At 66.1% G+C, this 24,624-nt stretch carries 17 protein-coding genes and 1 pseudogene; 12 read left to right on the top strand and 6 right to left on the bottom strand.

Annotation, left to right across the window (positions count from 1 at the left end; translation table 11 throughout):
* Positions 1-26: 26 nt before the first annotated feature.
* From CLM74_RS10365 to CLM74_RS10345, 5 genes are all read left to right on the top strand, one after another.
* Positions 27-896, top strand: coding sequence for a CheR family methyltransferase (locus CLM74_RS10365; protein ID WP_032975462.1), 870 nt, complete (start codon positions 27-29; stop codon positions 894-896).
* On the top strand, positions 893-1,489 hold the full coding sequence (cheD, locus tag CLM74_RS10360) for a chemoreceptor glutamine deamidase CheD (RefSeq protein ID WP_025878962.1): 597 nt from the start codon (positions 893-895) through the stop codon (positions 1,487-1,489). The genes CLM74_RS10365 and cheD overlap by 4 nt, the downstream gene beginning before the upstream one ends.
* Positions 1,486-2,559 (top strand): chemotaxis response regulator protein-glutamate methylesterase, encoded by a 1,074-nt coding sequence (locus CLM74_RS10355; protein WP_099783897.1) that lies wholly within the window; start codon positions 1,486-1,488, stop codon positions 2,557-2,559. The genes cheD and CLM74_RS10355 overlap by 4 nt, the downstream gene beginning before the upstream one ends.
* 87 nt (positions 2,560-2,646) lie before the next feature.
* Positions 2,647-4,242, top strand: a complete 1,596-nt coding sequence (locus CLM74_RS10350) for a hypothetical protein (RefSeq protein WP_105163999.1) — start codon at positions 2,647-2,649, stop codon at positions 4,240-4,242.
* A gap of 266 nt (positions 4,243-4,508) precedes the next feature.
* The gene (locus CLM74_RS10345) at positions 4,509-5,237 is read left to right on the top strand and encodes a hypothetical protein (protein WP_234003460.1); all 729 of its coding nucleotides are present in this window, start codon (positions 4,509-4,511) and stop codon (positions 5,235-5,237) included.
* Positions 5,238-5,415: 178 nt separating this feature from the next.
* Here CLM74_RS10345 and acnB read toward each other — a convergent pair whose 3' ends face one another.
* From acnB to CLM74_RS10330, 3 genes are read right to left on the bottom strand one after another with little or no spacing between them, the layout of a single operon-like run.
* On the bottom strand, positions 5,416-8,007 hold the full coding sequence (acnB, locus tag CLM74_RS10340; RefSeq protein ID WP_105163998.1) for a bifunctional aconitate hydratase 2/2-methylisocitrate dehydratase: 2,592 nt from the start codon (positions 8,005-8,007) through the stop codon (positions 5,416-5,418).
* 41 nt (positions 8,008-8,048) lie between these two features.
* The gene (locus CLM74_RS10335; protein WP_049466025.1) at positions 8,049-8,450 is read right to left on the bottom strand and encodes a type II toxin-antitoxin system VapC family toxin; all 402 of its coding nucleotides are present in this window, start codon (positions 8,448-8,450) and stop codon (positions 8,049-8,051) included.
* 6 nt (positions 8,451-8,456) lie between these two features.
* A complete protein-coding gene (locus CLM74_RS10330) occupies positions 8,457-8,681 on the bottom strand; it encodes an AbrB/MazE/SpoVT family DNA-binding domain-containing protein (protein ID WP_025878955.1) in 225 nt (74 codons plus the stop codon).
* A 190-nt stretch (positions 8,682-8,871) separates the two neighbouring features.
* On the opposite strand from CLM74_RS10330, the gene bamE reads away from it, so the two are divergent.
* A complete protein-coding gene (gene bamE, locus CLM74_RS10325; protein WP_105163997.1) occupies positions 8,872-9,243 on the top strand; it encodes an outer membrane protein assembly factor BamE in 372 nt (123 codons plus the stop codon).
* A 257-nt stretch (positions 9,244-9,500) separates the two neighbouring features.
* Positions 9,501-12,254 carry an aconitate hydratase AcnA gene (acnA, locus tag CLM74_RS10320; protein ID WP_099783890.1) on the top strand — a complete coding sequence of 918 codons (2,754 nt, stop codon included), beginning with the start codon at positions 9,501-9,503 and terminating at the stop codon, positions 12,252-12,254.
* 120 nt (positions 12,255-12,374) lie between these two features.
* Here the strand turns inward: acnA and CLM74_RS10315 are convergent.
* Positions 12,375-13,924 (bottom strand): annotated as a pseudogene (locus CLM74_RS10315) (BCCT family transporter).
* Between the two features lie 170 nt (positions 13,925-14,094).
* Here CLM74_RS10315 and betI point away from each other — a divergent pair.
* The 5 genes from betI (at position 14,095) to CLM74_RS10290 (ending at position 21,088) form a co-directional block, all read left to right on the top strand.
* Complete coding sequence (gene betI, locus CLM74_RS10310) at positions 14,095-14,685, top strand: transcriptional regulator BetI (protein WP_032975469.1); 591 nt, start codon at positions 14,095-14,097, stop codon at positions 14,683-14,685.
* A gap of 41 nt (positions 14,686-14,726) precedes the next feature.
* Positions 14,727-16,199 carry a betaine-aldehyde dehydrogenase gene (gene betB / locus CLM74_RS10305; protein ID WP_105163996.1) on the top strand — a complete coding sequence of 491 codons (1,473 nt, stop codon included), beginning with the start codon at positions 14,727-14,729 and terminating at the stop codon, positions 16,197-16,199.
* 101 nt (positions 16,200-16,300) lie between these two features.
* Complete coding sequence (gene betA, locus CLM74_RS10300) at positions 16,301-17,983, top strand: choline dehydrogenase (protein WP_059064112.1); 1,683 nt, start codon at positions 16,301-16,303, stop codon at positions 17,981-17,983.
* Positions 17,984-18,377: 394 nt separating this feature from the next.
* Positions 18,378-20,054: a long-chain fatty acid--CoA ligase gene (locus tag CLM74_RS10295; protein WP_105163995.1), complete on the top strand. Its 1,677-nt coding sequence runs from the start codon at positions 18,378-18,380 to the stop codon at positions 20,052-20,054.
* Positions 20,055-20,215: 161 nt separating this feature from the next.
* On the top strand, positions 20,216-21,088 hold the full coding sequence (locus CLM74_RS10290; protein WP_025878947.1) for a crotonase/enoyl-CoA hydratase family protein: 873 nt from the start codon (positions 20,216-20,218) through the stop codon (positions 21,086-21,088).
* A 105-nt stretch (positions 21,089-21,193) separates the two neighbouring features.
* Here the strand turns inward: CLM74_RS10290 and CLM74_RS10285 are convergent, their stop codons facing one another.
* Together CLM74_RS10285 and CLM74_RS10280 are read right to left on the bottom strand one after the other, a co-directional pair.
* Positions 21,194-23,365 (bottom strand): response regulator, encoded by a 2,172-nt coding sequence (locus CLM74_RS10285; protein ID WP_032975476.1) that lies wholly within the window; start codon positions 23,363-23,365, stop codon positions 21,194-21,196.
* Complete coding sequence (locus tag CLM74_RS10280) at positions 23,362-24,507, bottom strand: two-component system response regulator (protein WP_025878945.1); 1,146 nt, start codon at positions 24,505-24,507, stop codon at positions 23,362-23,364. The genes CLM74_RS10285 and CLM74_RS10280 overlap by 4 nt, the downstream gene beginning before the upstream one ends.
* Between the last annotated feature and the right edge of the window lie 117 nt (positions 24,508-24,624).

The following is a 24,624-nucleotide window of genomic DNA, read 5'->3' as shown; positions in this document are numbered from 1 at the left end:
CGGCGGCTCCGGCCGCCGCCCCGCCGATGGACACGTCACCCGTGCAGAGCCCTACCCCCATCGTCAGCGGTACGCGCGAATTCGAATTCGCCGACCGTGATTTCCGCCGCGTCTGCGACCTGATCTACCAGCGCGTGGGCATCGCCCTCGCCCCGGCCAAGCGCGACATGGTGTACGGACGCCTGTCGCGCCGGCTGCGCACGCTGGGCATGCGCAGCTTCCAGCAGTACCTGGACCACCTGGAACAGGGTGATGGTGACGAGTGGCAGGCATTCACCAATGCGCTGACCACCAACCTCACTGCGTTCTTCCGCGAGCCGCACCATTTCGACAAGCTGCGCGAAGAGCTGCAGCAGCGCAACGGGCGCGGTCCGCTGCTGTTGTGGTCGTGCGCCGCCTCCACCGGCGAAGAGCCCTACTCGATGGCGATCACCGCCTGCGAAGCGTTCGGCACCCTGAAGCCGCCGGTACGCATCGTCGCCACCGACGTCGACACCCAGGTGCTGGCCACCGCCGGGCGCGGCGTCTACAACATCGACCGTGTCGCCGGCCTCGATCCGGACCTGCGTCGCCGCTATTTCCAGCGTGGCAGTGGTCCCAACGAAGGCCAGTGCCGCGTGCTGCCGGCGCTGCGCGAACTGATCGAATTCCGCCCGTTGAACCTGCTGGCACCGCGTTACGACGTCGGCGGCCCGTTCGATGCGCTGTTCTGCCGCAACGTGATGATCTACTTCGACAAGCCGACCCAGCGCGCGATTCTTGGCCGCCTGGTCAACCACCTGGCCGACGACGGCCTGCTCTATACCGGCCATTCGGAGAACTATCTGCACGCGGCCGATCTGATCCAGCCCTGCGGCCGTACCCTGTACCGTCGTGCGGCAAAGGCCGGCGCATGAACGCATCACTGCGTACCGACGATGTGATGCGCTACCAGGACGCACGCTTCAAGACCATCGCCGCCAAGCTGCTGCCAACCCAGTACCTGGTGGTGGATGACACCACCGCGCTGACCACTACACTCGGCTCCTGCGTGGCCGCTTGCCTGCGCGACCCGGTACTGAAGATCGGCGGCATGAACCACTTCCTGCTGCCCGAAGGCAACGCCGGCGACGGCGCGCCCGCACGTTATGGCAGCTATGCGATGGAACTGCTGATCAACGACATGCTCAAGCGCGGCGCCCACCGCAAGCGCATCGAGGCGAAGGTGTTCGGCGGCGCCAACGTGCTGAAGGGCTTCACCAGCAATCCGGTAGGCACCCGCAACGCCGAATTCGTGCGCCAGTACCTGCAGGCCGAACATATCCCGATCCTCGCCGAGGACCTGTGCGGCATCCATCCGCGCAAGATCTGGTTCTTCGCCGATACCGGCCGCGTGGTGGTGCAGCGCCTGCCACACGCCCACGAAGCCGAAGTCGCCGCGACCGAATCGGCCGTGCGCGCACGCCTGTCCAAGGCCCCGGTCACCGGTGGCGTGGAGCTGTTCGAATGACCCTGACCGGCAACGCCCCCTGCCGGGTCCTGATCGTCGACGACTCCGCCGTCGTCCGGCAGATGCTTACCGAGATCCTGTCCAGCGATCCGGCCATCGACGTGGTCGGCACCGCCGCCGACCCGCTGCTGGCCCGCGAGAAGATCAAGCGCCTGGCCCCGGACGTGATCACCCTGGACGTGGAAATGCCACGCATGGATGGCCTGGCGTTCCTGGAAAACCTGATGCGCCTGCACCCGCTGCCGGTGGTGATGATCTCTTCCCTGACCGAACGCGGCGCCGATACCACCCTGCAGGCACTGGGCCTGGGCGCGGTGGACTTCGTATCCAAGCCCAAGCTCGACGTGGCCCGCGGCCTGCAGGGCTATGCCGATGAAATCATCGCCAAAGTGAAGATGGCGGCGCGCTCGCGGGTGCGCCCGCTGGTACGCGTGGCCACGCCGAAACTCACTCTGGACGCAGCACCTGCCGCGCGCCCGGCAGCAACGCAGTTCCGCACCACCGATCGCCTGATCGCCATCGGCTCGTCGGCTGGCGGTACCGAAGCATTGCGCGTGGTGCTGGAAGGCATGCCCGCCGACGGTCCGGCCGTGGTGATGACCCAGCACCTGCCCGCCAGCTTCAGCACCGCCTTCGCCGAACGACTGGACCGTCACTCGGCAATGGCCGTGCGCGAAGCCAGCGACGGTGAAGCGGTGCTGCCCGGCCACGCCTACCTGCCTCCGGGCGGCAAGCACCTGCGGATCATCCGCGACGGTGCGCGCTGGCGCTGCCGTGTCGACGATGGTCCTGCGGTGAACCGGCACAAGCCGGCGGTGGACGTGCTGTTCCGCTCGGTGGCACAGAGCGCGGGCGGCAACGCCATCGGCGCGATCCTCACCGGCATGGGCGACGACGGCGCACGCGGCCTGCTGGAAATGCGCCAGGCCGGCGCGCCCACACTGGTGCAGGACGAGGCGACCAGCGTGGTCTGGGGCATGCCCGGTGCAGCCTTCAAGCTCGGCGCGGCCGAGGAACAGGTGCCGCTGGAGCGCATTGCCGAACGGTTGCTGGCGCTGGCGCGCGGCTGATCGACCACAGCGCCGCAGCGCTTCATCCCGTCTTTCAAACGCCGGCCCCGGAGGGGCCAGCTGTTTCGTTCTTCAAGGAGCTTCACCATGGCCCAGCGCCGCTTCCCCACCCGAACCTCGCTGCTGACTGCCGCGCTACTGGCCCCGCTGGCGGCCACGTCTGCCGCACAATCAGCACCGCCGCACACAACACCCGTCGCTGCCACCGCCACCGCTACCACCACCGACCACCCTGCCCCCTGGACTGATCGCGTACAGATCCAGAGCGGTCCGGCCGGCGCGCTGAAGCGTATGCACGCACCCGACGTGGCGCTGCGCATCGTCACTCCCGATGACAGCGAGGCGCTCACGCCTAAGGGGCTCGCGCTTCTCTTCAGCGGCAACGAGCCGGACTACTTCCAGCGTAACAACCTGCCCGGCAGCATCATCGAAGGACAAGCCAGTCCCGCCATCACGCTGATGCCAAACGTGGCCAAGGCGCTGGTGGGCGGCTACTTCCGCTATGCACCCGACGCGCTGCCCGCGCAGACCAGTACCCTGCGCTTCAGTGCAGACACGTGGGCACTGGTGCACCAGGGCAACACGCGCAAGGATCCCCTCTACCGCCTCAACCACTCCAGCACCATCCAGCAGCGCCGCGCCGATGGCAGCCTGGCCGAGATCATCAGCTGCAACGACAGTGATGACCGGGCGACCCTGGGCGCGTGGCAGGCCGATGATTACGCGCGGCTCAAGGGGGCCGCGCAGATGATCACGATGAAATGCATCGAGAAGCTGGTCAAGAGGATCCCCGCGATGTATCCGCGCCCGTTGGCCGCTGAAGATGTCAGCGCCTACGCTGACGGCGCCGCTCCCCCGGCACGGGTGCGCGTCTACGCAGCCTTGGGGCGCACCACCACCCTGTACACCGATGCCGCCTGCCGCGAGGATTACCGCGACAGGATCGACGTCAAGTACAACAACGCCGGCGACAAAGGCGTGCTCGGCATCCCCGTCACGGAAACCCTGCGCAGCAAAGAGAACGAGCGGTTTTCCACGCTCAGCTACCAGGAATACGAAGTACCCGGTGGCAAGCCGCTGATCTTCGAGGCACGTTTCGACGCAAGCAGTCGCGTGTACTGCGACGGCAAGCTGTCGGGCCAGTTCGTGGCCGGGCCCGGCCAGGATTACGAAGTGGAATTTGAAGTGGCCGACAAGATCTGTCGGCTGCATATCCGCCAAGTGCATGCCGACGGCAGCATGACACCGCAGCAGTCACGGGCCACCCCCACGATCTGTGAGGGCACCCGCGCGCCGGTCCGCATCGAGCCACGCCAGGACATGCAGGTGCTGCTGTTCAGCCCCGGCGAGCTGCAGATCCAGGATGCCAACCAGAGCAGCGCGCCGAAGCAGCTGAGTGACGATACGGGCAGCAGCGAGGCACTGCAGCAGATGCTGCAGCAGGCCAGTAGCAAGCCCGGCACGCGCCTGTGCGTGGTGGTACCGGCCGCGGATTACAGCAGCGTCCTGCACGATGCCGTGCGCGAACGCGTGCTGGATGCGCCGCAGGTGTTGCCCAGTCTGTGGGAGGAGACGTCCACGGTGAACCAGCGCCGCAATGCCGCCGCCGATGCTCCGGTCGACATCGCCGCCGCGGTCACCCGCTGCAAGGCGTTCCCGATCAAGGAATTCGCGGCGCAGTGAGTTGCAGCGCGCGCACCCATCACGTTTCCCCAAGGAGTACCACCGTGGCATTACGCCCAGCCTGCCTCACCGCCGCGATCGCGGCCAGCCTGCTGCTGGCTCCGTCGGCCTACGCCGTCGACGAAGCACCCACGCCTGTCGCCGCCTCTGCGGTCACGTCCGGGGCATCACCCGATCCGGCAACGGACGCCACGCCCGTAACCGATATAGCCGAGGCCGCACCGGCAGCTGCGGCCGTCGCCGGACCAGCCGTCGGGGACGTCACAGTGGCTGTGGCACCCGCACTGGATCTCAGCAGCCTGCAACGGGTAAAGGTCACTTCCGGCCTGGGCGTCGGGCCCAACGGCAATCGCGTGGGCGACCATGTGCTGCGCCTGGTGATGCGCGGTGACACCGCCGCGGTCACCGCAGCCAAGGTCGGTCTGTCTGCCTTGGCGTTCGTCACCGGCGTCGGTGATATCGGCACCAGCAACAGCTTCAGCAAGAACAACGTGCGCGGCGAGGACATCCAGTCCGTTCCCAGCCCGGCCTTCGGCGCGTTGCCCGGCATGATCCGCGAGCAGCTGGCGCTCTATTTCACGGCCCATCCCGGCGCCATTCCCAGTGACGAGCGCACCGTGGAAGCCAGCGCCGGCCAGTGGTCCCTGGTGTACCAGAAGCTCAGCGACGCAGAGACCCCGTATGAGCTGCGCCACGATGTAACCATCGGCTTCCCGCTGGTGCGCAAGCTGTTCCGCAGCGCCAGTGGCGGCCAGGGCGTGCACTGCCAGGACGAAGCGCGGGTTGCTCCGCTTCAGGAATGGCAGGCTGACGACTACGCCAAGGCGAAAGCTGCATCGCGTGAGTTCGCCGAAGCCTGCATCGTCCGCTTCGTCGCCGAGCTGCCGCGCCTGTTCCCCGACCACGGTGCGTTGCCGGAAACGGCCGCGGAACCGGAGCTGCCGATGGACACGCCAGCGGTGACCGAGGAAGCGGCCGCCGCCGCCCAGGCCTGACCCCGGACGGACCTGAATCGCGACTAGTGCCGGCCGCTGGCCGGCAGCGCTCTTGACCTCGCACGGCTGCCGGCCAGCGGCCGGCACTACCAGGCATCATCGGCACCACAAAAAACCCCCGGCTCTCACCGGGGGTTCTTCGTTTCAACGGGCTGCCGGCCAGCGGCCGGCACTACCCTCAGGCAGCGACCGTGTTGGCCACGTCCTGGTATTCCTCGATCTGGTCGAAGTTCATGTAACGGTAGATCTCGCTGCCGCTGGCGGCAATCACACCGATATCGGCCATGTACTCTTCCTTGGTCGGGATGCGGCCCAGGCGCGAGCAGATTGCCGCCAGTTCCGCCGAACCCAGGTACACGTTGGTGTTGCGACCCAGGCGGTTCGGGAAGTTGCGGGTCGAGGTCGACATCGCGGTGGAGCCTTCGCGGATCTGCGCCTGGTTGCCCATGCACAGCGAGCAGCCCGGCATTTCCATGCGTGCGCCGGTCGCGCCGAAGGTGCCGTACACGCCTTCCTTGGTCAGCTCGGACGCATCCATCTTGGTCGGCGGGGCCACCCACAGGCGGGTCGGCAGGTCACGCTTGCCTTCCAGCAGCTTCGCAGCCGCACGGAAGTGACCGATGTTGGTCATGCACGAACCGATGAACACTTCGTCGATCTTGGCGCCAGCGACTTCGGACAGGGTCTTCACGTCGTCCGGGTCGTTCGGGCAGGCCACGATCGGCTCGTGGATGTCGGCCAGGTCGATCTCGATGACGGCAGCGTACTCGGCGTCGGCATCCGGCTCCAGCAGCTCCGGGTTGGCCAGCCACGCTTCCATCTTCTCGATACGGCGCTGCAGCGAGCGCGGATCCTGGTAACCCTCGGCAATCATCCACTTCAGCAGCGTGATGTTGCTGGTGAGGTACTCGATGATCGGCTCCTTGTTCAGGCGCACCGAGCAGCCGGCCGCCGAACGCTCGGCCGAGGCATCGGACAGTTCGAAGGCCTGTTCGACCTTCAGTTCCGGCAGGCCTTCGATTTCCAGGATGCGGCCGGAGAAGATGTTCTTCTTGCCAGCCTTGGCCACGGTCAGCAGGCCCGACTTGATCGCGTACAGCGGGATCGCGTTGACCAGGTCACGCAGGGTCACGCCCGGCTGCATCTTGCCTTTGAAGCGCACCAGCACCGACTCCGGCATGTCCAGCGGCATCACGCCGGTGGCAGCGGCAAAGGCGACCAGGCCCGAACCGGCCGGGAACGAAATGCCCACCGGGAAACGGGTGTGCGAGTCGCCACCGGTGCCGACGGTGTCCGGCAGCAGCATGCGGTTGAGCCAGCTGTGGATCACGCCATCGCCCGGACGCAGCGAGACGCCGCCGCGGGTGGAGATGAATTCCGGCAGGGTGTGGTGGGTCTTGACGTCCACCGGCTTCGGGTAAGCCGCGGTGTGGCAGAACGACTGCATCACCAGGTCGGCCGAGAAGCCCAGGCAGGCCAGGTCCTTCAGCTCGTCGCGGGTCATCGGGCCGGTGGTGTCCTGCGAGCCCACCGAGGTCATCTTCGGTTCGCAGTAGGTGCCCGGGCGCATGCCCTGGCCTTCCGGCAGGCCACAGGCGCGGCCGACCATCTTCTGTGCCAGCGAGAAGCCCTTGCCGGTGTCGGCCGGCTGCACCGGCAGGCGGAACAGGTCGGTCGGGGCCAGGCCCAGCGCTTCACGCGCCTTGCCGGTCAGGCCACGGCCGATGATCAGCGGAATGCGGCCACCGGCGCGCACTTCGTCGAACAGCACTTCGGACTTGACCTGGAACTCGGCGATCACTTCGCCGTTCTTCAGCGCCTTGCCATCGTACGGGCGCAGCTCGACCACATCGCCGTGCTCCATCTTCGACACGTCCAGCTCGATCGGCAGCGCGCCGGCATCTTCCATGGTGTTGTAGAAGATCGGGGCGATCTTCGAACCCAGGCAGACGCCACCGGCGCGCTTGTTCGGGATGTACGGAATGTCATCGCCGGTCCACCACAGCACGCTGTTGGTGGCCGACTTGCGCGAGGAACCGGTGCCGACCACGTCGCCGACATAGGCGACCAGATGGCCCTTGTCCTTCAGCGACAGGATCTGCTGGATCGGGCCGCGCTTGCCGTCTTCTTCCGGAGTGAACGCGGCGTCGTCACGCTTGTTCTTCAGCATCGCCAGGGCGTGCATCGGAATGTCCGGGCGGGTGGTCGCGTCCGGTGCCGGCGACAGGTCGTCGGTGTTGGTTTCGCCCGGCACCTTGAATACGGTGACGGTCAGGCTCTGCGGCACTTCCGGGTTGCTGGTGAACCACTCGGCATCGGCCCAGCTCTGCATCACGGCCTGGGCGTTGGCGTTGCCCGCCTTGGCCTTTTCCTGCACGTCGTGGAAGGCATCGAACACCAGCAGGGTCTTCTTCAGCGCGTCGGCAGCGATGGCGCCAACGCTGGCATCGTCCAGCAGCTGCACCAGCGGCGCGACGTTGTAACCGCCCAGCATGGTGCCCAGCAGTTCGGTGGCGCGCTCGCGGCTGATCAGCGGGTTCTGCTCGCTGCCCAGTGCGATCGCGGCCAGGTACGAGGCCTTGACCTTGGCAGCGTCATCGACGCCGGCCGGCACGCGGTGGGTCAGCAGGTCGAGCAGGAACTCGGCCTCGCCCTGCGGCGGGTTCTTCAGCAGTTCGATGACATCGGCCGTCTGCTGCGCGGTCAGCGGCAGGGGCGGGATGCCAAGCGCAGCGCGCTCGGCGACGTGGTGGCGGTAGGCTTCCAACATGACAACTCCCGGGTAATGCGTGAGGTGAATAAAAAGTGGGCTCAGGCTTGCGGCACGATCAGCTTCAGGCCCTTGAAGTAGTCGCGATAAAACGTGTCGTTCCAGGTAATCAGGCCATCGCACTGCAGCAGGGCGTGCGCGCCGATCATGAATTCGTCCAGGCCACGGCGCTGGCTGCCGCCGCGCTGGCGATGGCGGCGATGCATCTCACCCGCGCGCAGTGCCGATTTGGCTTCCAGCGCGTTGAAGTGCACGCCCATTTCTTCCAGCGCTTCCAGCACCTCGGCACCGCCGCGCAGGGCGGCGCAGATCTCGGCCAGGGTCGCGCCGCAGACCACCACGCGGCCACCGACCAGGCTCTGCCGCAGGCAGGCTTCCACCGCATCGGCCTGCGGGCCGTTGCTGAGCAGTTCGACCAGTACCGGTGAATCGACGGCGATCATCACCGCTTACTCCTCGTCGCGCAGGTCGCGCACGGCCGCGTCGGCCGATTCGAAGCCGTCCAGCGAGAACTTTCCGCGGGCGCGGGAGATCGCATCGTCCACGCTCTTGCGCAGGATGATCCGGCTGCCTTCCAGCTCCACCTTCAGCAAGGTGCCCTTGGTCAGGCCCAGCGCATCGCGCACTGCCTTGGGCAGGGTGATCTGTCCGCGTTCAGCAACGGTGGCTTCCATGGGGTACGCCTCAAAAAGTATGCATGAATTATACATACCCGTCGCATCCGGAACAAACCTCCCGATATGTGACCCTGATCCCGCGTCAGTCGCAGCCGGGGGTTAGACTCGCCCAGCAGCCCTGCTGCGCCCCGGCTGGACGCCCCGGCGTTCCAACCGCACCTATCCGCTCCATAAATAAGGAAGTTTCATGCGCGCGCTCGCCCTTGCCCTGGTCCTCGCAGCCCCGCTGGCCGTTTCGACGACCTCCGCCCATGCCAACCCGTTCGGCGCCTACACCACCGGCATCGAGATCACCCAGCAGCAGATGGACACCCTGGAAGTGGGCAAGACCACCCAGGACAACATCCGTGAGAAATTCGGCGCCCCCGGCCGCCGCGAACAGCTGGGCGACACCCAGGTCTGGTACTACGACTTCGTGAAGATCAAGAGCTTCGGCAAGAACATCCAGGAAGCGACCGTACTGGAGTTCAACAAGCAGGGCGTGCTGACGGCCAAGTCCAAGAGCAACGCTGTCGGCAAGACCGGCAATCCGCTGATCGATGCCGCCAACGGCAAGTAAGTCCTGCAGCCGATGCATTCCTGGACGGGGCGCCCATGAGCGCCCCGTCTGCGTGCGGGCCGGCGCAAAAACGATGCACACGCTGACACGAAGGCTACACACACCGCTGTAACCTTGCGTTCCAAGCCTGCCGGGTCATTGCCGGGCACTGGATCGCCGATACTGGGCAGGATCCGGGGCCGGAGTGCCACCGGCAAACGCAAGCAGGCCCGCCCATGCGGGCCACTGCAAGCCATCCGCAAGAGGAGTCATCCCGCATGAGCGATTCGTTCTCCACCCGCAGCCAGCTGGACGTCGGCGGCAAGACCTACGACTACTTCAGCCTGCCCAAGCTGGGCCAGCGCTTCGACATCTCCCACCTGCCCTACTCGATGAAGATCCTGCTGGAGAACCTGCTCCGGCACGAGGATGGCGGCGTCACCGTCGGCAAGGATCACATCGAGGCCGTCGCCCGCTGGCAGCCCAGCGCCGAACCGGATACCGAAATCGCCTTCATGCCCGCTCGCGTGGTCCTGCAGGACTTCACCGGCGTGCCCTGCGTGGTCGACCTGGCCGCGATGCGCGATGCGGTGGTCAAGCTCGGCGGCCGCCCCGAACAGATCAATCCGCTGATTCCCTCCGAACTGGTCATCGACCACTCGGTGCAGGTGGATGTGTTCGGCAAGCCCGACGCACTGGACCTCAACGGCAAGATTGAATTCCAGCGCAACCAGGAACGCTACGGCTTCCTGCGCTGGGGCCAGAAGGCCTTCGACAACTTCAAGGTGGTGCCGCCCAACACCGGCATCGTCCACCAGGTGAACCTGGAAAACCTGGCCCGCGTGGTGATGACCGCGGACAAGGACGGCAAGGCCGTTGCGTATCCGGATACCGTGTTCGGTACCGACAGCCACACCACGATGATCAACGGCATCGGCGTGCTCGGCTGGGGCGTGGGCGGCATCGAAGCCGAGGCCGCCATGCTCGGCCAGCCTTCGTCGATGCTGATTCCGCAGGTGGTCGGCTTCAAGCTGACCGGCAAGCTGCCCGAAGGCGCCACCGCCACCGACCTGGTGCTGACCGTCACCCAGATGCTGCGCAAGCTCGGCGTGGTCGGCAAGTTCGTCGAGTTTTACGGTGATGGCCTGCAGCATCTGCCACTGGCCGACCGCGCGACCATCGGCAACATGGCCCCCGAATACGGCGCCACCTGCGGCATCTTCCCGATCGACAACGAATCGCTGACCTACCTGCGCCTGTCCGGCCGCAGCGAAGAGCAGATCGCCCTGGTCGAAGCCTACGCCAAGGCGCAGGGCCTGTGGCACGACGCCAACAGCCCGCATGCGCAGTACAGCACCACGCTGGAACTGGACATGGGCACGGTGAAGCCCTCGCTGGCCGGCCCCAAGCGCCCGCAGGACCGCGTGCTGCTGGAAGACGTGCAGAAGAACTACCGCGACGCGCTGGTCGGCATGACCGCCAACCGCGACAAGCGCAGCGAGGATGTCTCCACCTTCGTCAATGAAGGCGGCGGCGCCGCAGTGGGCAACGAGCAGCTGGCCAAGGGCTACGCCGACATCGAGATGGACGGCAGGAAGGTGCGGCTGAAGGATGGTGCGGTGGTCATCGCCGCCATCACCTCGTGCACCAACACCTCCAACCCGGCGGTGATGATCGGCGCCGGCCTGCTGGCCCGCAACGCGGCCGCCAAGGGGCTGGACCGCAAGCCGTGGGTCAAGACCTCGCTCGGCCCAGGCTCGCGTGTGGTCACCGACTATCTTGAAAAGGCCGGCGTTCTCACCGAGCTGGAGAAGATCGGCTTCTACGTGGTGGGCTATGGCTGCACCACCTGCATCGGCAACTCCGGCCCGCTGCCGACCGAAGTCAGTGCCGGCATCGCCAGTGGCGACCTGGTGGTGACCTCGGTGCTGTCGGGCAACCGCAACTTCGAGGGCCGCGTGCACCCCGAAGTGAAGATGAACTACCTGGCCAGCCCGCCGCTGGTGGTGGCCTACGCCATCGCCGGCACCACCGACATCGACCTGACCACCGAGCCGCTGGGCACCGGCAGCGATGGTCAGCCGGTGTACCTGCGCGACATCTGGCCGAGCAACAAGGAGATCGGCGACGTCATCGCCGCCACCGTCGGCCCGGAGATGTTCAAGCAGAACTACGCCGACGTGTTCAAGGGCGATACCCGCTGGAACACCATCGCCTCGCCGGACGGTGACCTGTACGAATGGAGCGATGCGTCCACCTACATCAAGAACCCGCCCTACTTCGATGGCATGACCATGCAGGTCGGCAGCATCGATGATGTGCACGGCGCGCGGGTGATGGGCCTGTTCGGCGATTCGATCACCACCGACCACATCTCCCCGGCCGGCAACATCAAGAAGGATTCGCCGGCAGGTCGCTTCCTGCAGGAGCGCGGCGTGCAGCCGGCCGACTTCAACAGTTACGGCAGCCGCCGTGGCAACGATGACGTGATGGTCCGCGGCACCTTCGCCAACATCCGCATCAAGAACCTGATGTTCGGTGGCGAAGAAGGCGGCAACACCCTGTACTACCCGGGCAACGGCGGCCAGCCGGAAAAGCTGGCGATCTACGATGCGGCGATGAAGTACAAGGCCGACAAGGTGCCGCTGGTGGTGCTGGCCGGCAAGGAATACGGCACCGGCTCGTCGCGTGACTGGGCCGCCAAGGGCACCCTGCTGCTGGGGGTGAAGGCGGTCATCGCCGAAAGCTTCGAACGCATCCACCGCTCCAACCTGGTCGGCATGGGCGTGCTGCCGCTGCAGTTCCGCAACGGCGAAAACGCACAGTCGCTGGGCCTGGATGGCTCGGAAGTGATCGATGTCACCGGCCTGCAGGATGGCGCCAGCAAGCGCGCCACGGTCACCGCGACCAAGGCCGATGGCACGAAGAAGACCTTCGAAGTCTCGGTGATGCTGCTGACCCCGAAGGAAGTGGAGTACTTCCGCCACGGTGGCCTGCTGCAATACGTGCTGCGCCAGCTGGCTGCACGTTGATCGAACGTACTGCGTAGGTAGAGCCAGGCCATGCCTGGCTGCGACAAGACAAAAGGGCCGGATCCTCACAGATCCGGCCCTTTTCTTTGGTGCTCGCCGGGCGTGGCGGCCCGGCGCCACCTACCGCCGCGGCGCGTCCGGGTCGGTACGCAGCGCCTTCAGCAGGCCCCACATGTAGAACGCCAGGATGAATGAGAACGGCAGGCCGCACAGCACCACCGCCGTCTGCATCGCGCTGAAGTTGCCGGCCAGCAACAGGCCGACACTGGCCACGGTGATGCCCGCCGCCCAGAACACGCGCAGCCAGATCGGCGCGTCATGCCCATCCTCCACGCCATCATCGACACGCCGGGTACACAGGTTGGCGATCATCAGCGTGCCCGAATCGACCGGGGTCAGGAACAACACGAAACCAATCACCACCGCCGCACCAGCGATGTACGGCGCTGCGGGCAAGTATTCCAGCAGCTTGAACAGGGTCATCGCCGCATCGTGCTGAGCCACTTGGCCCAGCACCGCCTGGCCGTGGTTCAGCACCAGGTCGATGGCGGTGTTGCCGAAGATCGACAGCCAGGCCAGCGTGAAACCCAACGGGATCAGCAGCACGCCCATGATCACTTCGCGGATGGTGCGGCCGCGCGAGATGCGCGCCACGAACAGGCCCACGAACGGCGCCCAGGCAATCCACCACGCCCAGTAGAACAACGTCCACGAGCCCATCCACTCACGCCCCTTCGGGTCGTTGAGGTACATGTCGAAGCTCTTGCGCACGAACGCGCCCAGGTAGTCGCCGGTGTTCTGAACCAGGCCATCGAACAGGTGCAGGGTTGGCCCGGTCACCAGCACGAACAGCAGCAGCAGGCACAGCAGGCGCACGTTGAGGTTGGACAGCCAGGCGATGCCCTTCTCCACGCCGGCAACCACGCCGATGGTGGCCACGACCATCATCACCAGCACGATCGCCACCAGCACCTGCGGCGTATCCGGGATGTGGAACAGGTAGACCAGGCCGGACTGCACCACCAGCGCACCGATGCCGAGGTTGGTGACCATCGAGATCAGCGTCGCGAGGATGCCGAAGCCATCGACCATGTCGCCGATGCGGCCATGGATTCGCTCGCCGAAGATCGGGTACAGCGCCGAACGCAGGGCCAGCGGCAGGTTGCGGCGGTAGGCGAAGTAGCCCAGCGCCACGCCGACCAGCGCGTACAGCGCCCAGCCATGCAGGCCCCAGTGCAGGAAGGTCAGCACCATCGCTTCGCGGCCCGCGGCGACGGTGCCGCCGGGCTGCCCGGGGGGGTGAGGAAATGATCGAGCGGCTCGTAGGCGCCGTAGTACAGCAGCGCGATGCCGATGCCGGCCGAGAACAGCATCGACACCCAGGCCACGTAGCCGAACGCCGGCGATTCCTCGTTATGGCCCAGGCGGATGCGCCCATACGGCGAGAACGCCAGCCACAGCACGAAGCCCAGGCAGGCCACGATCAGCAGCATGTACCACCAGCCGAACGCCGCCGAGACCTCGGCCTGTGCCCATTGCAGCCAATGCTCGCTGGCCTCCGGGAAGAACACGGTCAACGCACCGAGGATGCCGATGGAGACCGACGAACTGAAGAACACGAAACGGTTCAAGCGCAGGGGCGAGCGCTTGGGATGAGCCAGGGAAGACATGGGGTCGTCTCATCAGTCCAGGGGGGCACATGGGCGGGGCCGGACCGGAAACCGGGCCCATGGCGTGGGGGCGCGACCGGCATCGTAGGGTTTATTGATTGAACGTTCAATCAATAAAAAGTATGATCTTCACCAGCCCGGCATTCCGGGTCGCAATCCGTGGAGAGACAATGCCGAAGAAAGGCGTGGAACCGGTCCGCCGCGAGCAGCTGATCCGGGCCACTTTCCAGACCATCGACGAGATCGGCATGGCCGATGCCACCGTCGCTACCATCGCAAAAAAGGCCGGCCTGTCCAGCGGCATCGTCGCCCATTACTTCGGCGACAAGGACGGCCTGCTCAATGCGGCGATGCGGCAGATCCTGCGCGAACTGAAGGCAGCCGTTGCCCGCTATCGCGACGCCGCCGCCGGCGACGCACGTTCACAGCTTCGCGCCATCGTCGATGGCAACTTCGACGACAGCCAGACCAACGGAACCGCCATGCGCGTATGGCTGACCTTCTGGGCCGCCAGCATGCATCAGCCGGAACTTGCGCGGCTGCAGCGCGCCAACGACCAGCGACTGTTCTCCAACCTCTGCCATCAGTTCAACCGCCAGTTGCCGCATGCACAGGCACGCCTGTCCGCACGCGGGCTGGCCGCGATGATCGACGGCCTGTGGCTGCGCGGCAGCCTGGTCGGTGGTGACTTCAACGCCGACAAGGCGCGCCGCATCGCCTACGGCTACATCGATTTCCAATTGCAGGCCAACGCGCCCTGAGCGCGCCACGACCCCGCCCCATCCCTTCCAGGAGCAAGCCGATGACCACCCTGCCCGTGCAACAGCTGTACATCCACGGCCGCCGCGTCGACGCCACCAGCGGCAAGACCTTCCAGACCGTCAACCCTGCCAATGGCCAGGTGCTGGCCGACGTACAGATCGCCAGCCAGGCCGATGTCGAACGCGCCGTTGAAAGCGCCAGCGAAGGCCAGAAGGTGTGGGCAGCGATGACCGCCATGGAGCGCTCGCGCATCCTGCGCCGTGCCGTCGAGATCCTGCGCGAGCGCAACGACGAGCTGGCCCACCTGGAAACCCTGGATACCGGCAAGGCGCTGGCCGAAACCACCACGGTGGACATCGTCACCGGTGCCGACGTGCTGGAGTACTACGCTGGCCTGGCCACCGCCATCGAAGGCATCCAGCTGCCGCTGCGCGAATCGAGCTTCTTCTATACCCGCCGCGAGCCGCTGGGCGTGGTCGCCGGCATCGGCGCCTGGAACTACCCGATCCAGATCGCCATGTGGAAGTCGGCCCCGGCCCTGGCCGCCGGCAATGCAATGGTGTTCAAGCCGTCCGAAGTGACCCCGCTGACCGCGATCAAGCTGGCCGAGATCTACACCGAAGCCGGCGTGCCGGACGGCGTGTTCAACGTCGTGCAGGGCCCGGGCCGCGAGATCGGCAACTGGCTGACCGAGCACCCGGTGATCGAGAAGATCTCCTTCACCGGCGGCGTGGCCACCGGCAAGAAGGTCATGGCCAGCGCCGCGTCGTCGTCGCTGAAGGAAGTGACGATGGAACTGGGCGGCAAGTCGCCGCTGGTGATCTGTGACGACGCCGATCTGGACCGTGCCGCCGACATCGCGGTGATGGCCAACTTCTTCAGCTCCGGCCAGGTCTGCACCAACGGTACCCGCGTGTTCGTGCCGCGCAGCATGCTGGCCGCGTTCGAAGCTGCCGTGGTGGAGCGCGTCAAGCGCATCCGCATCGGCGACCCGATGGCCGCCGAGACCAACTTCGGCCCGCTGACCAGCTTCCCGCACATGGAAAACGTGTTGCGCTTCATCGAAAGCGGCAAGAGCGAAGGCGCGCGCCTGCTGACCGGCGGCGGTCGTGCCACAGACGGTGCCCTGGCCGAGGGCGCCTATGTGCTGCCGACCGTGTTCTCCGACTGCCGCGACGACATGACGATTGTCCGCGAAGAGATCTTCGGGCCGGTGATGAGCATCCTCGCCTACGACGATGAGGACGAAGTGGTGCGTCGCGCCAACGACACCACCTTCGGCCTGGCCGCAGGTGTGGTCAGCAAGGACATCAGCCGCGCACATCGCATCATCCATCGCCTGGAAGCCGGCATCTGCTGGATCAACACCTGGGGCGAGTCGCCGGCGGAAATGCCGGTCGGTGGCTACAAGCAGTCCGGCGTTGGCCGCGAGAACGGTATCTCCACCCTCGGCCACTACACCCGCATCAAGTCGGTGCAGGTCGAGCTGGGCGACTACGCCAGCGTGTTCTGACCGGCGCGCCCTGAGCACCGCCCATCGTCCGGCCACCGCGCCGATCCGACATTCCGCCGGGACGCCTGCATGCAGCGCGCCCGGCCTGCAGGAGAGCAACCATGAGCACCCATAACGAGTACGACTACATCATCATCGGCGCCGGTTCGGCCGGCAACGTGCTGGCCACCCGCCTCACCGAAGATGCCGATGTCAGCGTGCTTCTGCTGGAAGCCGGTGGCCCGGACTACCGGCTCGATTTCCGCACCCAGATGCCCGCCGCACTGGCCTTCCCGCTGCAGGGCAAGCGCTACAACTGGGCGTACAAGACCGATCCCGAGCCCTTCATGAACAACCGCCGGATGGATTGCGGTCGTGGCAAGGGCCTGGGCGGTTCGTCGCTGATCAACGGCATGTGCTACATCCGCGGCAACGCGATGGACTACGACAACTGGGCCGGCATGCCGGGCCTGGAAGACTGGACTTACCTGGATTGCCTGCCGTACTTCCGCAAGGCCGAAACCCGTGACATCGGCCCGAACGACTACCACGGCGGCGACGGCCCGCTGCGCGTCACCACGCCCAAGGCCGGCAACAACGAACTGTTCGCGGCGATGGTCGAGGCCGGCGTGCAGGCCGGTTACCCGCGCACCGACGACCTCAACGGCTACCAGCAGGAAGGCTTCGGCCCGATGGACCGCACCGTCACGCCGAAGGGACGCCGCTCCAGCACCGCGCGTGGCTACCTGGATCTGGCCAAGCCGCGCCCGAACCTGACCATCGTCACCCACGCGCTGACCGACCGCATCCTGTTCTCGGGCAAGCGCGCAGTGGGCGTGCAGTGGCTGCACAACGACCAGCCGCAGCGCGCCACCGCACGCCGCGAAGTGCTGCTCTGCGGCGGTGCCATCGCCTCGCCGCAGATCCTGCAGCGCTCTGGCGTCGGCCCGGCCGACCTGCTGCGCAGCCTGGACATCGACCTGGTGCACCACCTGCCCGGCGTCGGCGCCAACCTGCAGGACCATCTTGAGATGTACCTGCAGTACGAGTGCAAGAAGCCGGTCTCGCTGGCGCCGGCACTGAAGCTGTACAACCAGCCGGCAATCGGCGCCGAATGGCTGTTCCTGGGCACGGGCATCGGCGCCAGCAACCAGTTCGAAGCTGGCGGCTTCATCCGCAGCGATGCCGAATTCGACTGGCCCAACCTGCAGTATCACTTCCTGCCGGTGGCGATCAACTACAACGGCTCCAACCCGATCAAAGCGCACAGCTTCCAGATGCATGTCGGTTCGATGCGCTCGCCCAGCCGTGGCCGCATCCACGTGCGCTCGAAGGATCCGCGCGAAGATCCCAGCATCCTGTTCAACTACATGTCGCACGACCAGGACTGGCGCGAGTTCCGCTCGGCAATCCGGATCACCCGCGAGATCTTCGCGCAGCCGGCGCTGGCACCGTACAGCGGCCGCGAGATCTCGCCGGGCAGCGCGCTGCAGACCGACGCGCAGATCGATGCGTTCGTGCGCGAGCATGCGGAGACCGCCTACCACCCGTCGTGCTCGAACAAGATGGGCCACGCCGATGATCCGATGGCGGTGGTCGACGGCCAGGGCCGCGTGCACGGCCTGGAAGCCCTGCGCATCGTCGATGCCTCGATCATGCCGCAGGTGGTCACCGGCAACCTCAACGCACCGACCATCATGATCGCCGAGAAGCTGGCCGATGTGATCCGTGGCCGCGCGCCGCTGCCGCGCAGCACGGCTGCGTACTACAAGGCCAACGGCGCGCCGGTGCGCAACAAGAGCTGAGTCTCCGGCCATCGGAATCATCCGCCGGGCATGGCCCGGCACTACCAGGCGGGCTTTGCCTTCGGTCGACGGGCATGGCCCGGAACTACCAGGCGGGCTTTGCCTTCGGTCGACGGGCATGGCCCGGCACTACCAGGCGAGCTTTGCCTTCGGTCGCCGGGCATGACCCGGCACTACGAGGCGAGCTTTGCCTTCGGTCGCCGGACATGGCCCGGCACTACGAGGCGAGCTTTGCCTTCGGTAGCGCCGGGCCATGCCCGGCGGCTTTTGGCGCATACGGCCGCGCAGTGTCCACCCTCTTCGCGTTTTCCCTACGGGACGGTATGCTGCGGAGAGCGGTTCTGGCGGATACTGTCCGCGCCGCACCCATCATTACGATTCCTGGAGGGGGAATATGAGTCTGGATCGTCCCTGGCTGCAGAGCTATCCGAAAGGCGTTCCCGCCGAAATCGACGTCAACGAGTTCCATTCGGTAGTTTCGGTCTTCGACGCCTCCGTCGCGAAGTACCGCGACCGACCGGCCTACTCCAGTTTCGGCAAGACCCTCACCTACGGTGAGACCGACGCCCTGGTCGAACAGTTCGCCGCTTACCTGCTGGGCGAGCTGAAGCTCAAGAAGGGCGACCGCGTCGCCCTGATGATGCCCAACTGCCTGCAATACCCGATCGCCACCTTCGGCGTGCTGCGTGCCGGCCTGACCGTGGTCAACGTCAACCCGCTGTACACCGCGCGCGAGCTGAAGCATCAGCTGGTCGATGCCGGCGTGACCGCGCTGGTGGTGGTGGACAACTTCGGCGACACCGTCGAACAGGTCATCGCCGATACCCAGGTCAAGCAGGTCATCACCACCGGCCTGGGCGACCTGCTTGGCGCCAAGGGCACGATCGTCAACTTCGTGCTCAAGTACGTCAAGAAGATGGTGCCCAACTACCATCTGAAGGGCGCGATCCGCTTCAAGCAGGCGCTCAAGCTGGGCAGCCGCCACACCCTGCCGAAGGTCGAGATCGACCATGACGACGTGGCGTTCCTGCAGTACACCGGCGGCACCACCGGTGTCGCCAAGGGCGCGATGCTGACCAACCGCAACCTGATCGCCAACATGCAGCAGGCCTCGGCCTGGATCAGCGCGTCGGGCATCGAGATGGGCAAGGAATGGATCATCACCGCCCTGCCGCTGTACCACATCTTCGCGTTGACGGCGAACGGTCTGGTCTTCATGAAGTTCGGTGGCTGCAACCACCTGATCACCAACCCGCGTGACATGAAGGGCTTCGTCAAGGAGCTCAAGTCGGTGCGCTTCACCGCGATCACCGGCGTCAACACGCTGTTCAACGGCCTGCTCAACACCCCCGGCTTCGACACCGTCGATTTCTCCTCGCTGAAGGTGACCCTGGGCGGCGGCATGGCCGTGCAGCGTGCGGTCGCCGAGCGCTGGAAGAAGACCACCGGCGTCACCCTGGTCGAGGCCTACGGCCTGACCGAGACCTCGCCGGCGGCCTGCATCAACCCGCTTACCCTGGCCGAGTACAACGGCTCGATCGGCCTGCCGATTCCGTCCACCGATGCCTGCATCAAGGACGACAACGGCAACATCCTGGCGCTGGGCGAAGTGGGCGAACTGTGCATCCGCGGCCCGCAGGTGATGAAGGGCTACTGGCAGCGCCCGGAGGAAACCGCCAAGGCCATCGACGCCGACGACTGGCTGCACACCGGCGACATGGCGAAGATGGACGAGCACGGCTTCTTCTACATCGTCGACCGCAAGAAGGACATGATCCTGGTGTCCGGCTTCAACGTGTACCCCAATGAAGTCGAGGACGTGATCGCGATGATGCCGGGCGTGCTGGAAGTGGCCGCGGTCGGCGTACCGGACGAGAAGTCCGGCGAGGTGGTCAAGGTGGTCATCGTCAAGAAGGACCCGCACCTGACCGCCGAGATGGTCAAGGAGCACGCCCGGGCCAACCTGACCGGCTACAAGCACCCCAGAATCGTTGAATTCCGAAAAGAGCTGCCGAAGACCAACGTCGGCAAGATCCTGCGTCGCGAACTCCGCGATACGCCCGCCCCGTAAGGGTTTCGGGAAAGTTGAACGCGCTCAGGCCCGGGTCGGCAACGACCCGGGCCTTTTCGCATGCGCGGGCCCGGGGCCGGTGTAGCATCGCCGCGTGAGTGGACCGTTCGGCCCGCCGGCCACCACCTTGATCTGCGGGCCGCACCGCCGAGGACCCTTCCATGAGTACCATCGAAAAGCTGCCCAGCAGCGGCTCGCCCTATGCCACCATCCGCACCCAGGACAGCGCCGACGGCGCCGCACACTGGCTGTTCATGCACGCCGATGCCTCCACCGGCGTGCGTCCCTGCTGCCGCAAGGACATGCTGGACGAGATGTGGAGCTACATGAGCGCCATCACCCGCGGGCCGGCGCAGCGCCACAGCGGCCAGCTGCGCCATTTCGTGCTGGCCTCCGACGCCGCCGCCTACAACCTGGGCGGCGACCTGGACCTGTTCACCCGCCTGATCCGCGAAGGCAACCGCGACCTGCTGCTGACCTACGCCCAACGCTGCGTGGAGGGCGTTCACCACCTGCACACCGGCTTCGGCGGCGACGTCCGCTCGATCGCCCTGATCCAGGGCGATGCGCTGGGCGGTGGCCTGGAAATGGCCCTGGCCTGCCACACCATCGTGGCCGAGGAAGGTTGCGGCATGGGCCTGCCCGAAGTGCTGTTCGGCCTGTTCCCGGGCATGGGCGCCTACTCGTTCCTGTGCCGCCGGGTGGCGCCGCAGCTGGCCGAGAAGATCATCCTCGATGGCCGTATCTACAGCGCCGAGGAGATGCACGCGATGGGCGTGGTCGACGTGCTGGTCAGGAAAGGTGAAGGCCGCGGCGCGGTCGAAGAGATGATCCGCCAGCAGCAGCGCCTGCCGCAGTCGTACCTGGCAATGAACGCCGCGCGCAACCTGGCACAGGCGGTCAGCTATGACGAACTGCTGGAAATCACCAAGGTCTGGGTCGATTCGGCACTGGCCCTGGGCGATCGTTCGCTGCGCACCATGGACCGTTTGATCAAAGCGCAGACCCGACGCGCCAATCTGGATGTGGCCTGATACGTTCCCCTCCCCCGCAGGGTTCAAGCCCGGCTGGCCACCGGGCTTTTTTTATGCGGCGCGCAGTCATCGACAACCCGCCGCGCAGGCCCGGCAGGCCTGGCTCTACCGCTCGCCGTCGTCGGCCACGCCGCGTGCCTTGCGTTCGGCGCGCGCATCCAGCGCCTGCCGGCCTTCCTTGATGGCCCCCTGCAGCACCGCAAGACGCTGCCGCCATTCGGCCTTGAGCTGCCAGTCGGCCATCCGCATCAACTCACCGGCGCGGTTGGACGCGCGCACCAGGCCCAGATTGCTGGCCACGCCCTTGATCGCATGCGACTGCTCGCGGAAAGCACCCCAGCGTGCCGCTTCACCATCACCTTCGGCCTTGCGCAGGCACGACTCGGCATCGTCCAGGCACTGGCGGATGAACTCGCGCTCGAAACCCTCGCCCATTCCCAGCGACGCCAGCTCATCAAGCACGCCGGTATCGAGCACGCCATCGAGGTTGGTGACGGTGCGCACGATCGGCGGCGCACTGGCCTTGAGCTGAGCGTTGTTGGCAATCTCGGCCAAGGTGTCCAGCAGTCGCACGGCCACCACGGGCTTGGCCAGGAACGCATGTGCACCGGCCTGGGTACAGCGCTGGATGGCTTCGGGAGTGACGTCGGCGCTGAGCACCAGCACCGGCGTGCGCGGGCCGCCGCCGGCCTGCATCACCCGCAGCTCCTTCAGCATGTCCAGGCCACTCATGCCCGGCATGTGCAGGTCGACGATGGCCGCATCGAACTCGCTTTCAGCCAGTGCGTCGAGCACCGCCTCGCCACCATCGACGCACAGCACCTTGTGCCCGGCCTTCTGCAGCAGCCGCTGCAGCACCATGCGGTTGGCCTCGTGGTCGTCGGCGACCAGGATCTGCATGCTGCGCACGCGCGCGCGATGGCGCAGGAACGGATCAGCGAAGGCGATGACGTTGCCGCCGGCACCGGTTTCGTCGCCAGCGGCAAGGGTCGGTACCGCACCCGGGACCACCGGCTGCGGCGGCGCGAACGGCAGCTCCACCCAGAAGTGGCTGCCCTGCGGTGGGTTGTCCAGGTAACCGATCTCGCCGTCCATCGCTTCGACCAGCCCCTTGGCGATGGTCGTGCCCAGGCCGGTACCCTCATGGCGGCGGGCCATGCTGACGTCGGCCTGCTCGAAGGCCTCGAACAGACGCGGACGCATCGCCGGTGCAACGCCGATGCCGGTGTCGAGAATGTCAAAGCGCAGCCGCACCCCACCCTGGGTGTCGGCGTGGACAACGCTGACGCGGATCTCGACCCGGCCGTGATCGGTGAACTTGACCGCGTTGCCGGCCAGGTTGAGCAGGATCTGCCGCAGATGCCCGACGTCGCCGCGCAGGGTCGGCGGCACGGTCTCGGCCACCTTCACCCGGTAGTCCAGGCGCTTGGCCTTGGCCTGCGGCAACAGGATCAGGCCGATCGCCTGCATCACTTCGGAAAGAACGAAATCCTCGGCGACCACTCGGAGCTTGCCGGCCTCGATCGCCGAGATGTCCAGCACTTCCTCGACCAGCGCCAGCAGGCTGCGCGATGACGCCTGGATGGTACTCACGCACTCACGCTGCTCGTCATCCAGGCGCGTGGTCGCCAACACTTCTGTCATGCCATTCAATCCATTGAGTGGGGTACGAAACTCGTGGCTCATGTTGGCCAGGAATCGACTCTTGGCTTCGCTGGCGCGCCGCGCCTCGGCCATCGCTTCGGTCAACTGCCGCAGCAGCGTGGAAAAATACAGGGGAACCGCCGCCAGGCCAAGCCACAGGCCGATGGCCAGGCGTGCGTTCTGTTGCCAATAGGGGGTCGACAGCGCGGTACTGCCGAAGCTGACCATCGCCATCGCCACGGCCACATACAGGTAGTGGTTGCCGAAGCGCATGCCGTTGCCCACCGTCACCCACATCACCACGATGTAGACCCACGACAGCGGCTCGCCCATCTGGATCATGCCGGCGGCGATCAGGCCGTAGTCGGCCAGCATGCCCAGTACGCGGCGCGGATCGGAACGCTGCGGCCGCCACAGCAGCCAGCCGAACAACAGCAGCGACAGACTCAGCCCCGTCAACACGATCGCCAGTACACCGACATACTGGGTGTGCGGCAGATCGTGTCGCGCCGAAGGCAGCAGCACGTAAGCCAGGATCAGGCTGATCAGGACGATGCGGACGATCTGCTGCCCGTGCTCGCTGTCCTGCCGCTGGGACAGGCGCAACCGCAATCGCGACAGCAGGCGTTTCACGCGCCCAGTCCCGGCCGTGCAGAGGCGGTGGAGTGCTCGGCGCAGATCTGTTCCAGCTGCTCACGACCGCGCAGCAACGCGTCCACGCAACGCGGATCGAACAGGCGCCCGCGCTGGGCATACAGGTAGGCCATGGTGGCTTCCATCGTCCACGCTTCCTTGTAGGGGCGCGGCGAGATCAGCGCATCGAACACGTCGGCCACAGCGACGATGCGTGCCTCCAGCGGAATCGCATCGCCGACCAGGCCATCGGGATAACCACTGCCGTCGTAGCGCTCATGGTGACGCAGCGCGATCAATGCACCGACCTGGATGAAGCGGTTCTGGCTGCCACTGAGCAGTTCATGGCCAATGCGTGGATGCCGGCGCATGATCGCCAGCTCCTCATCATTGAGCTTGCCCTGCTTGAGCAGCACCGCATCGGGAATGGCGATCTTGCCCATGTCGTGCAGCGGCGCGGCCATCTCGATCAGCTTGACGTCGTCTTCCGGCAGGCCCAGCTGCTCGGCGATCAGGCCAGCCACACGCGCCATGCGCTCAAGGTAGGCACTGGTGCCGGCATCACGGAACTCGATCGCACGCGCCAGCCGCGAAAGCGTCTCGCGCTCGCGCTCCTCCACCTCGTGCATGCTGGCCAGCAGCCGCTGCTCCAGCGACAGCGCACGCTGCTTCACGTTCTCGGTCTGCTGGCGCAGCTGCAACAGGTTGTAGCAGCGTGCGCGCAGTTCGCGCGGGCGGATCGGCTTGACCAGGAAATCAATCACGCCGGCTTCCAGTGCTGCCTGGCGGATCGGCTCATCACCCACCACGGTGATCAGGATCACCGGAATATCGCGATGTTTGGGCAGCCGGCGGAAGCGGCGGGCGAATTCAAGCCCGTCCATCTCCGGCATGCGGTAATCGAGAAGCAGCAGGTCGACCGGGTACGATTCGCACCATGCCAACGCCGTCAACGGATCGCCGAAGTCATGCACGCTCAGTTCCGGCGCGATGTCCTCGATGACGTGACGGAGCATCGTCCGTGCGGAAGTCTGGTCATCGACGATGACGATGTTCAAGGCGTTCTCTGCCTGCTTTCTCGACCATGCTGAAAGGTCAGCGGGCGAGGATACCCCGCCGCTGTGCACGCTGGCACCCTGCATCGGCTCGACTCCCGTCACAAGCTCCCCGATTCATGATCGTCGTCACAATGTGAAGCGGATTCTCCACATCGCGGCCTCCCCTGACCTCATGAAGCCATAGCCGGTGTCAAGGTTGTG

It is taken from the genome of Stenotrophomonas sp. MYb57 (assembly GCF_002966815.1).
Classification (GTDB): domain Bacteria; phylum Pseudomonadota; class Gammaproteobacteria; order Xanthomonadales; family Xanthomonadaceae; genus Stenotrophomonas; species Stenotrophomonas indicatrix.
Note: the sequence above shows the minus strand (reverse complement) of the source record. Positions and strands in the feature narration are given on the sequence as shown.

Excerpts from the sequence above, each read along its gene's own strand:
- CLM74_RS10365 (WP_032975462.1), top strand. The coding sequence starts at position 27 with ATGGACACGTCACCCGTGCAGAGCCCTACCCCCATCGTCAGCGGTACG.
- cheD (WP_025878962.1), top strand. The coding sequence starts at position 893 with ATGAACGCATCACTGCGTACCGACGATGTGATGCGCTACCAGGACGCA.
- CLM74_RS10355 (WP_099783897.1), top strand. The coding sequence starts at position 1,486 with ATGACCCTGACCGGCAACGCCCCCTGCCGGGTCCTGATCGTCGACGAC.
- CLM74_RS10350 (WP_105163999.1), top strand. The coding sequence starts at position 2,647 with ATGGCCCAGCGCCGCTTCCCCACCCGAACCTCGCTGCTGACTGCCGCG.
- acnB (WP_105163998.1), bottom strand. The coding sequence starts at position 8,007 with ATGTTGGAAGCCTACCGCCACCACGTCGCCGAGCGCGCTGCGCTTGGC.
- CLM74_RS10335 (WP_049466025.1), bottom strand. The coding sequence starts at position 8,450 with ATGATCGCCGTCGATTCACCGGTACTGGTCGAACTGCTCAGCAACGGC.
- CLM74_RS10330 (WP_025878955.1), bottom strand. The coding sequence starts at position 8,681 with ATGGAAGCCACCGTTGCTGAACGCGGACAGATCACCCTGCCCAAGGCA.
- bamE (WP_105163997.1), top strand. The coding sequence starts at position 8,872 with ATGCGCGCGCTCGCCCTTGCCCTGGTCCTCGCAGCCCCGCTGGCCGTT.
- acnA (WP_099783890.1), top strand. The coding sequence starts at position 9,501 with ATGAGCGATTCGTTCTCCACCCGCAGCCAGCTGGACGTCGGCGGCAAG.
- betI (WP_032975469.1), top strand. The coding sequence starts at position 14,095 with ATGCCGAAGAAAGGCGTGGAACCGGTCCGCCGCGAGCAGCTGATCCGG.
- betB (WP_105163996.1), top strand. The coding sequence starts at position 14,727 with ATGACCACCCTGCCCGTGCAACAGCTGTACATCCACGGCCGCCGCGTC.
- betA (WP_059064112.1), top strand. The coding sequence starts at position 16,301 with ATGAGCACCCATAACGAGTACGACTACATCATCATCGGCGCCGGTTCG.
- CLM74_RS10295 (WP_105163995.1), top strand. The coding sequence starts at position 18,378 with ATGAGTCTGGATCGTCCCTGGCTGCAGAGCTATCCGAAAGGCGTTCCC.
- CLM74_RS10290 (WP_025878947.1), top strand. The coding sequence starts at position 20,216 with ATGAGTACCATCGAAAAGCTGCCCAGCAGCGGCTCGCCCTATGCCACC.
- CLM74_RS10280 (WP_025878945.1), bottom strand. The coding sequence starts at position 24,507 with ATGCAGGGTGCCAGCGTGCACAGCGGCGGGGTATCCTCGCCCGCTGAC.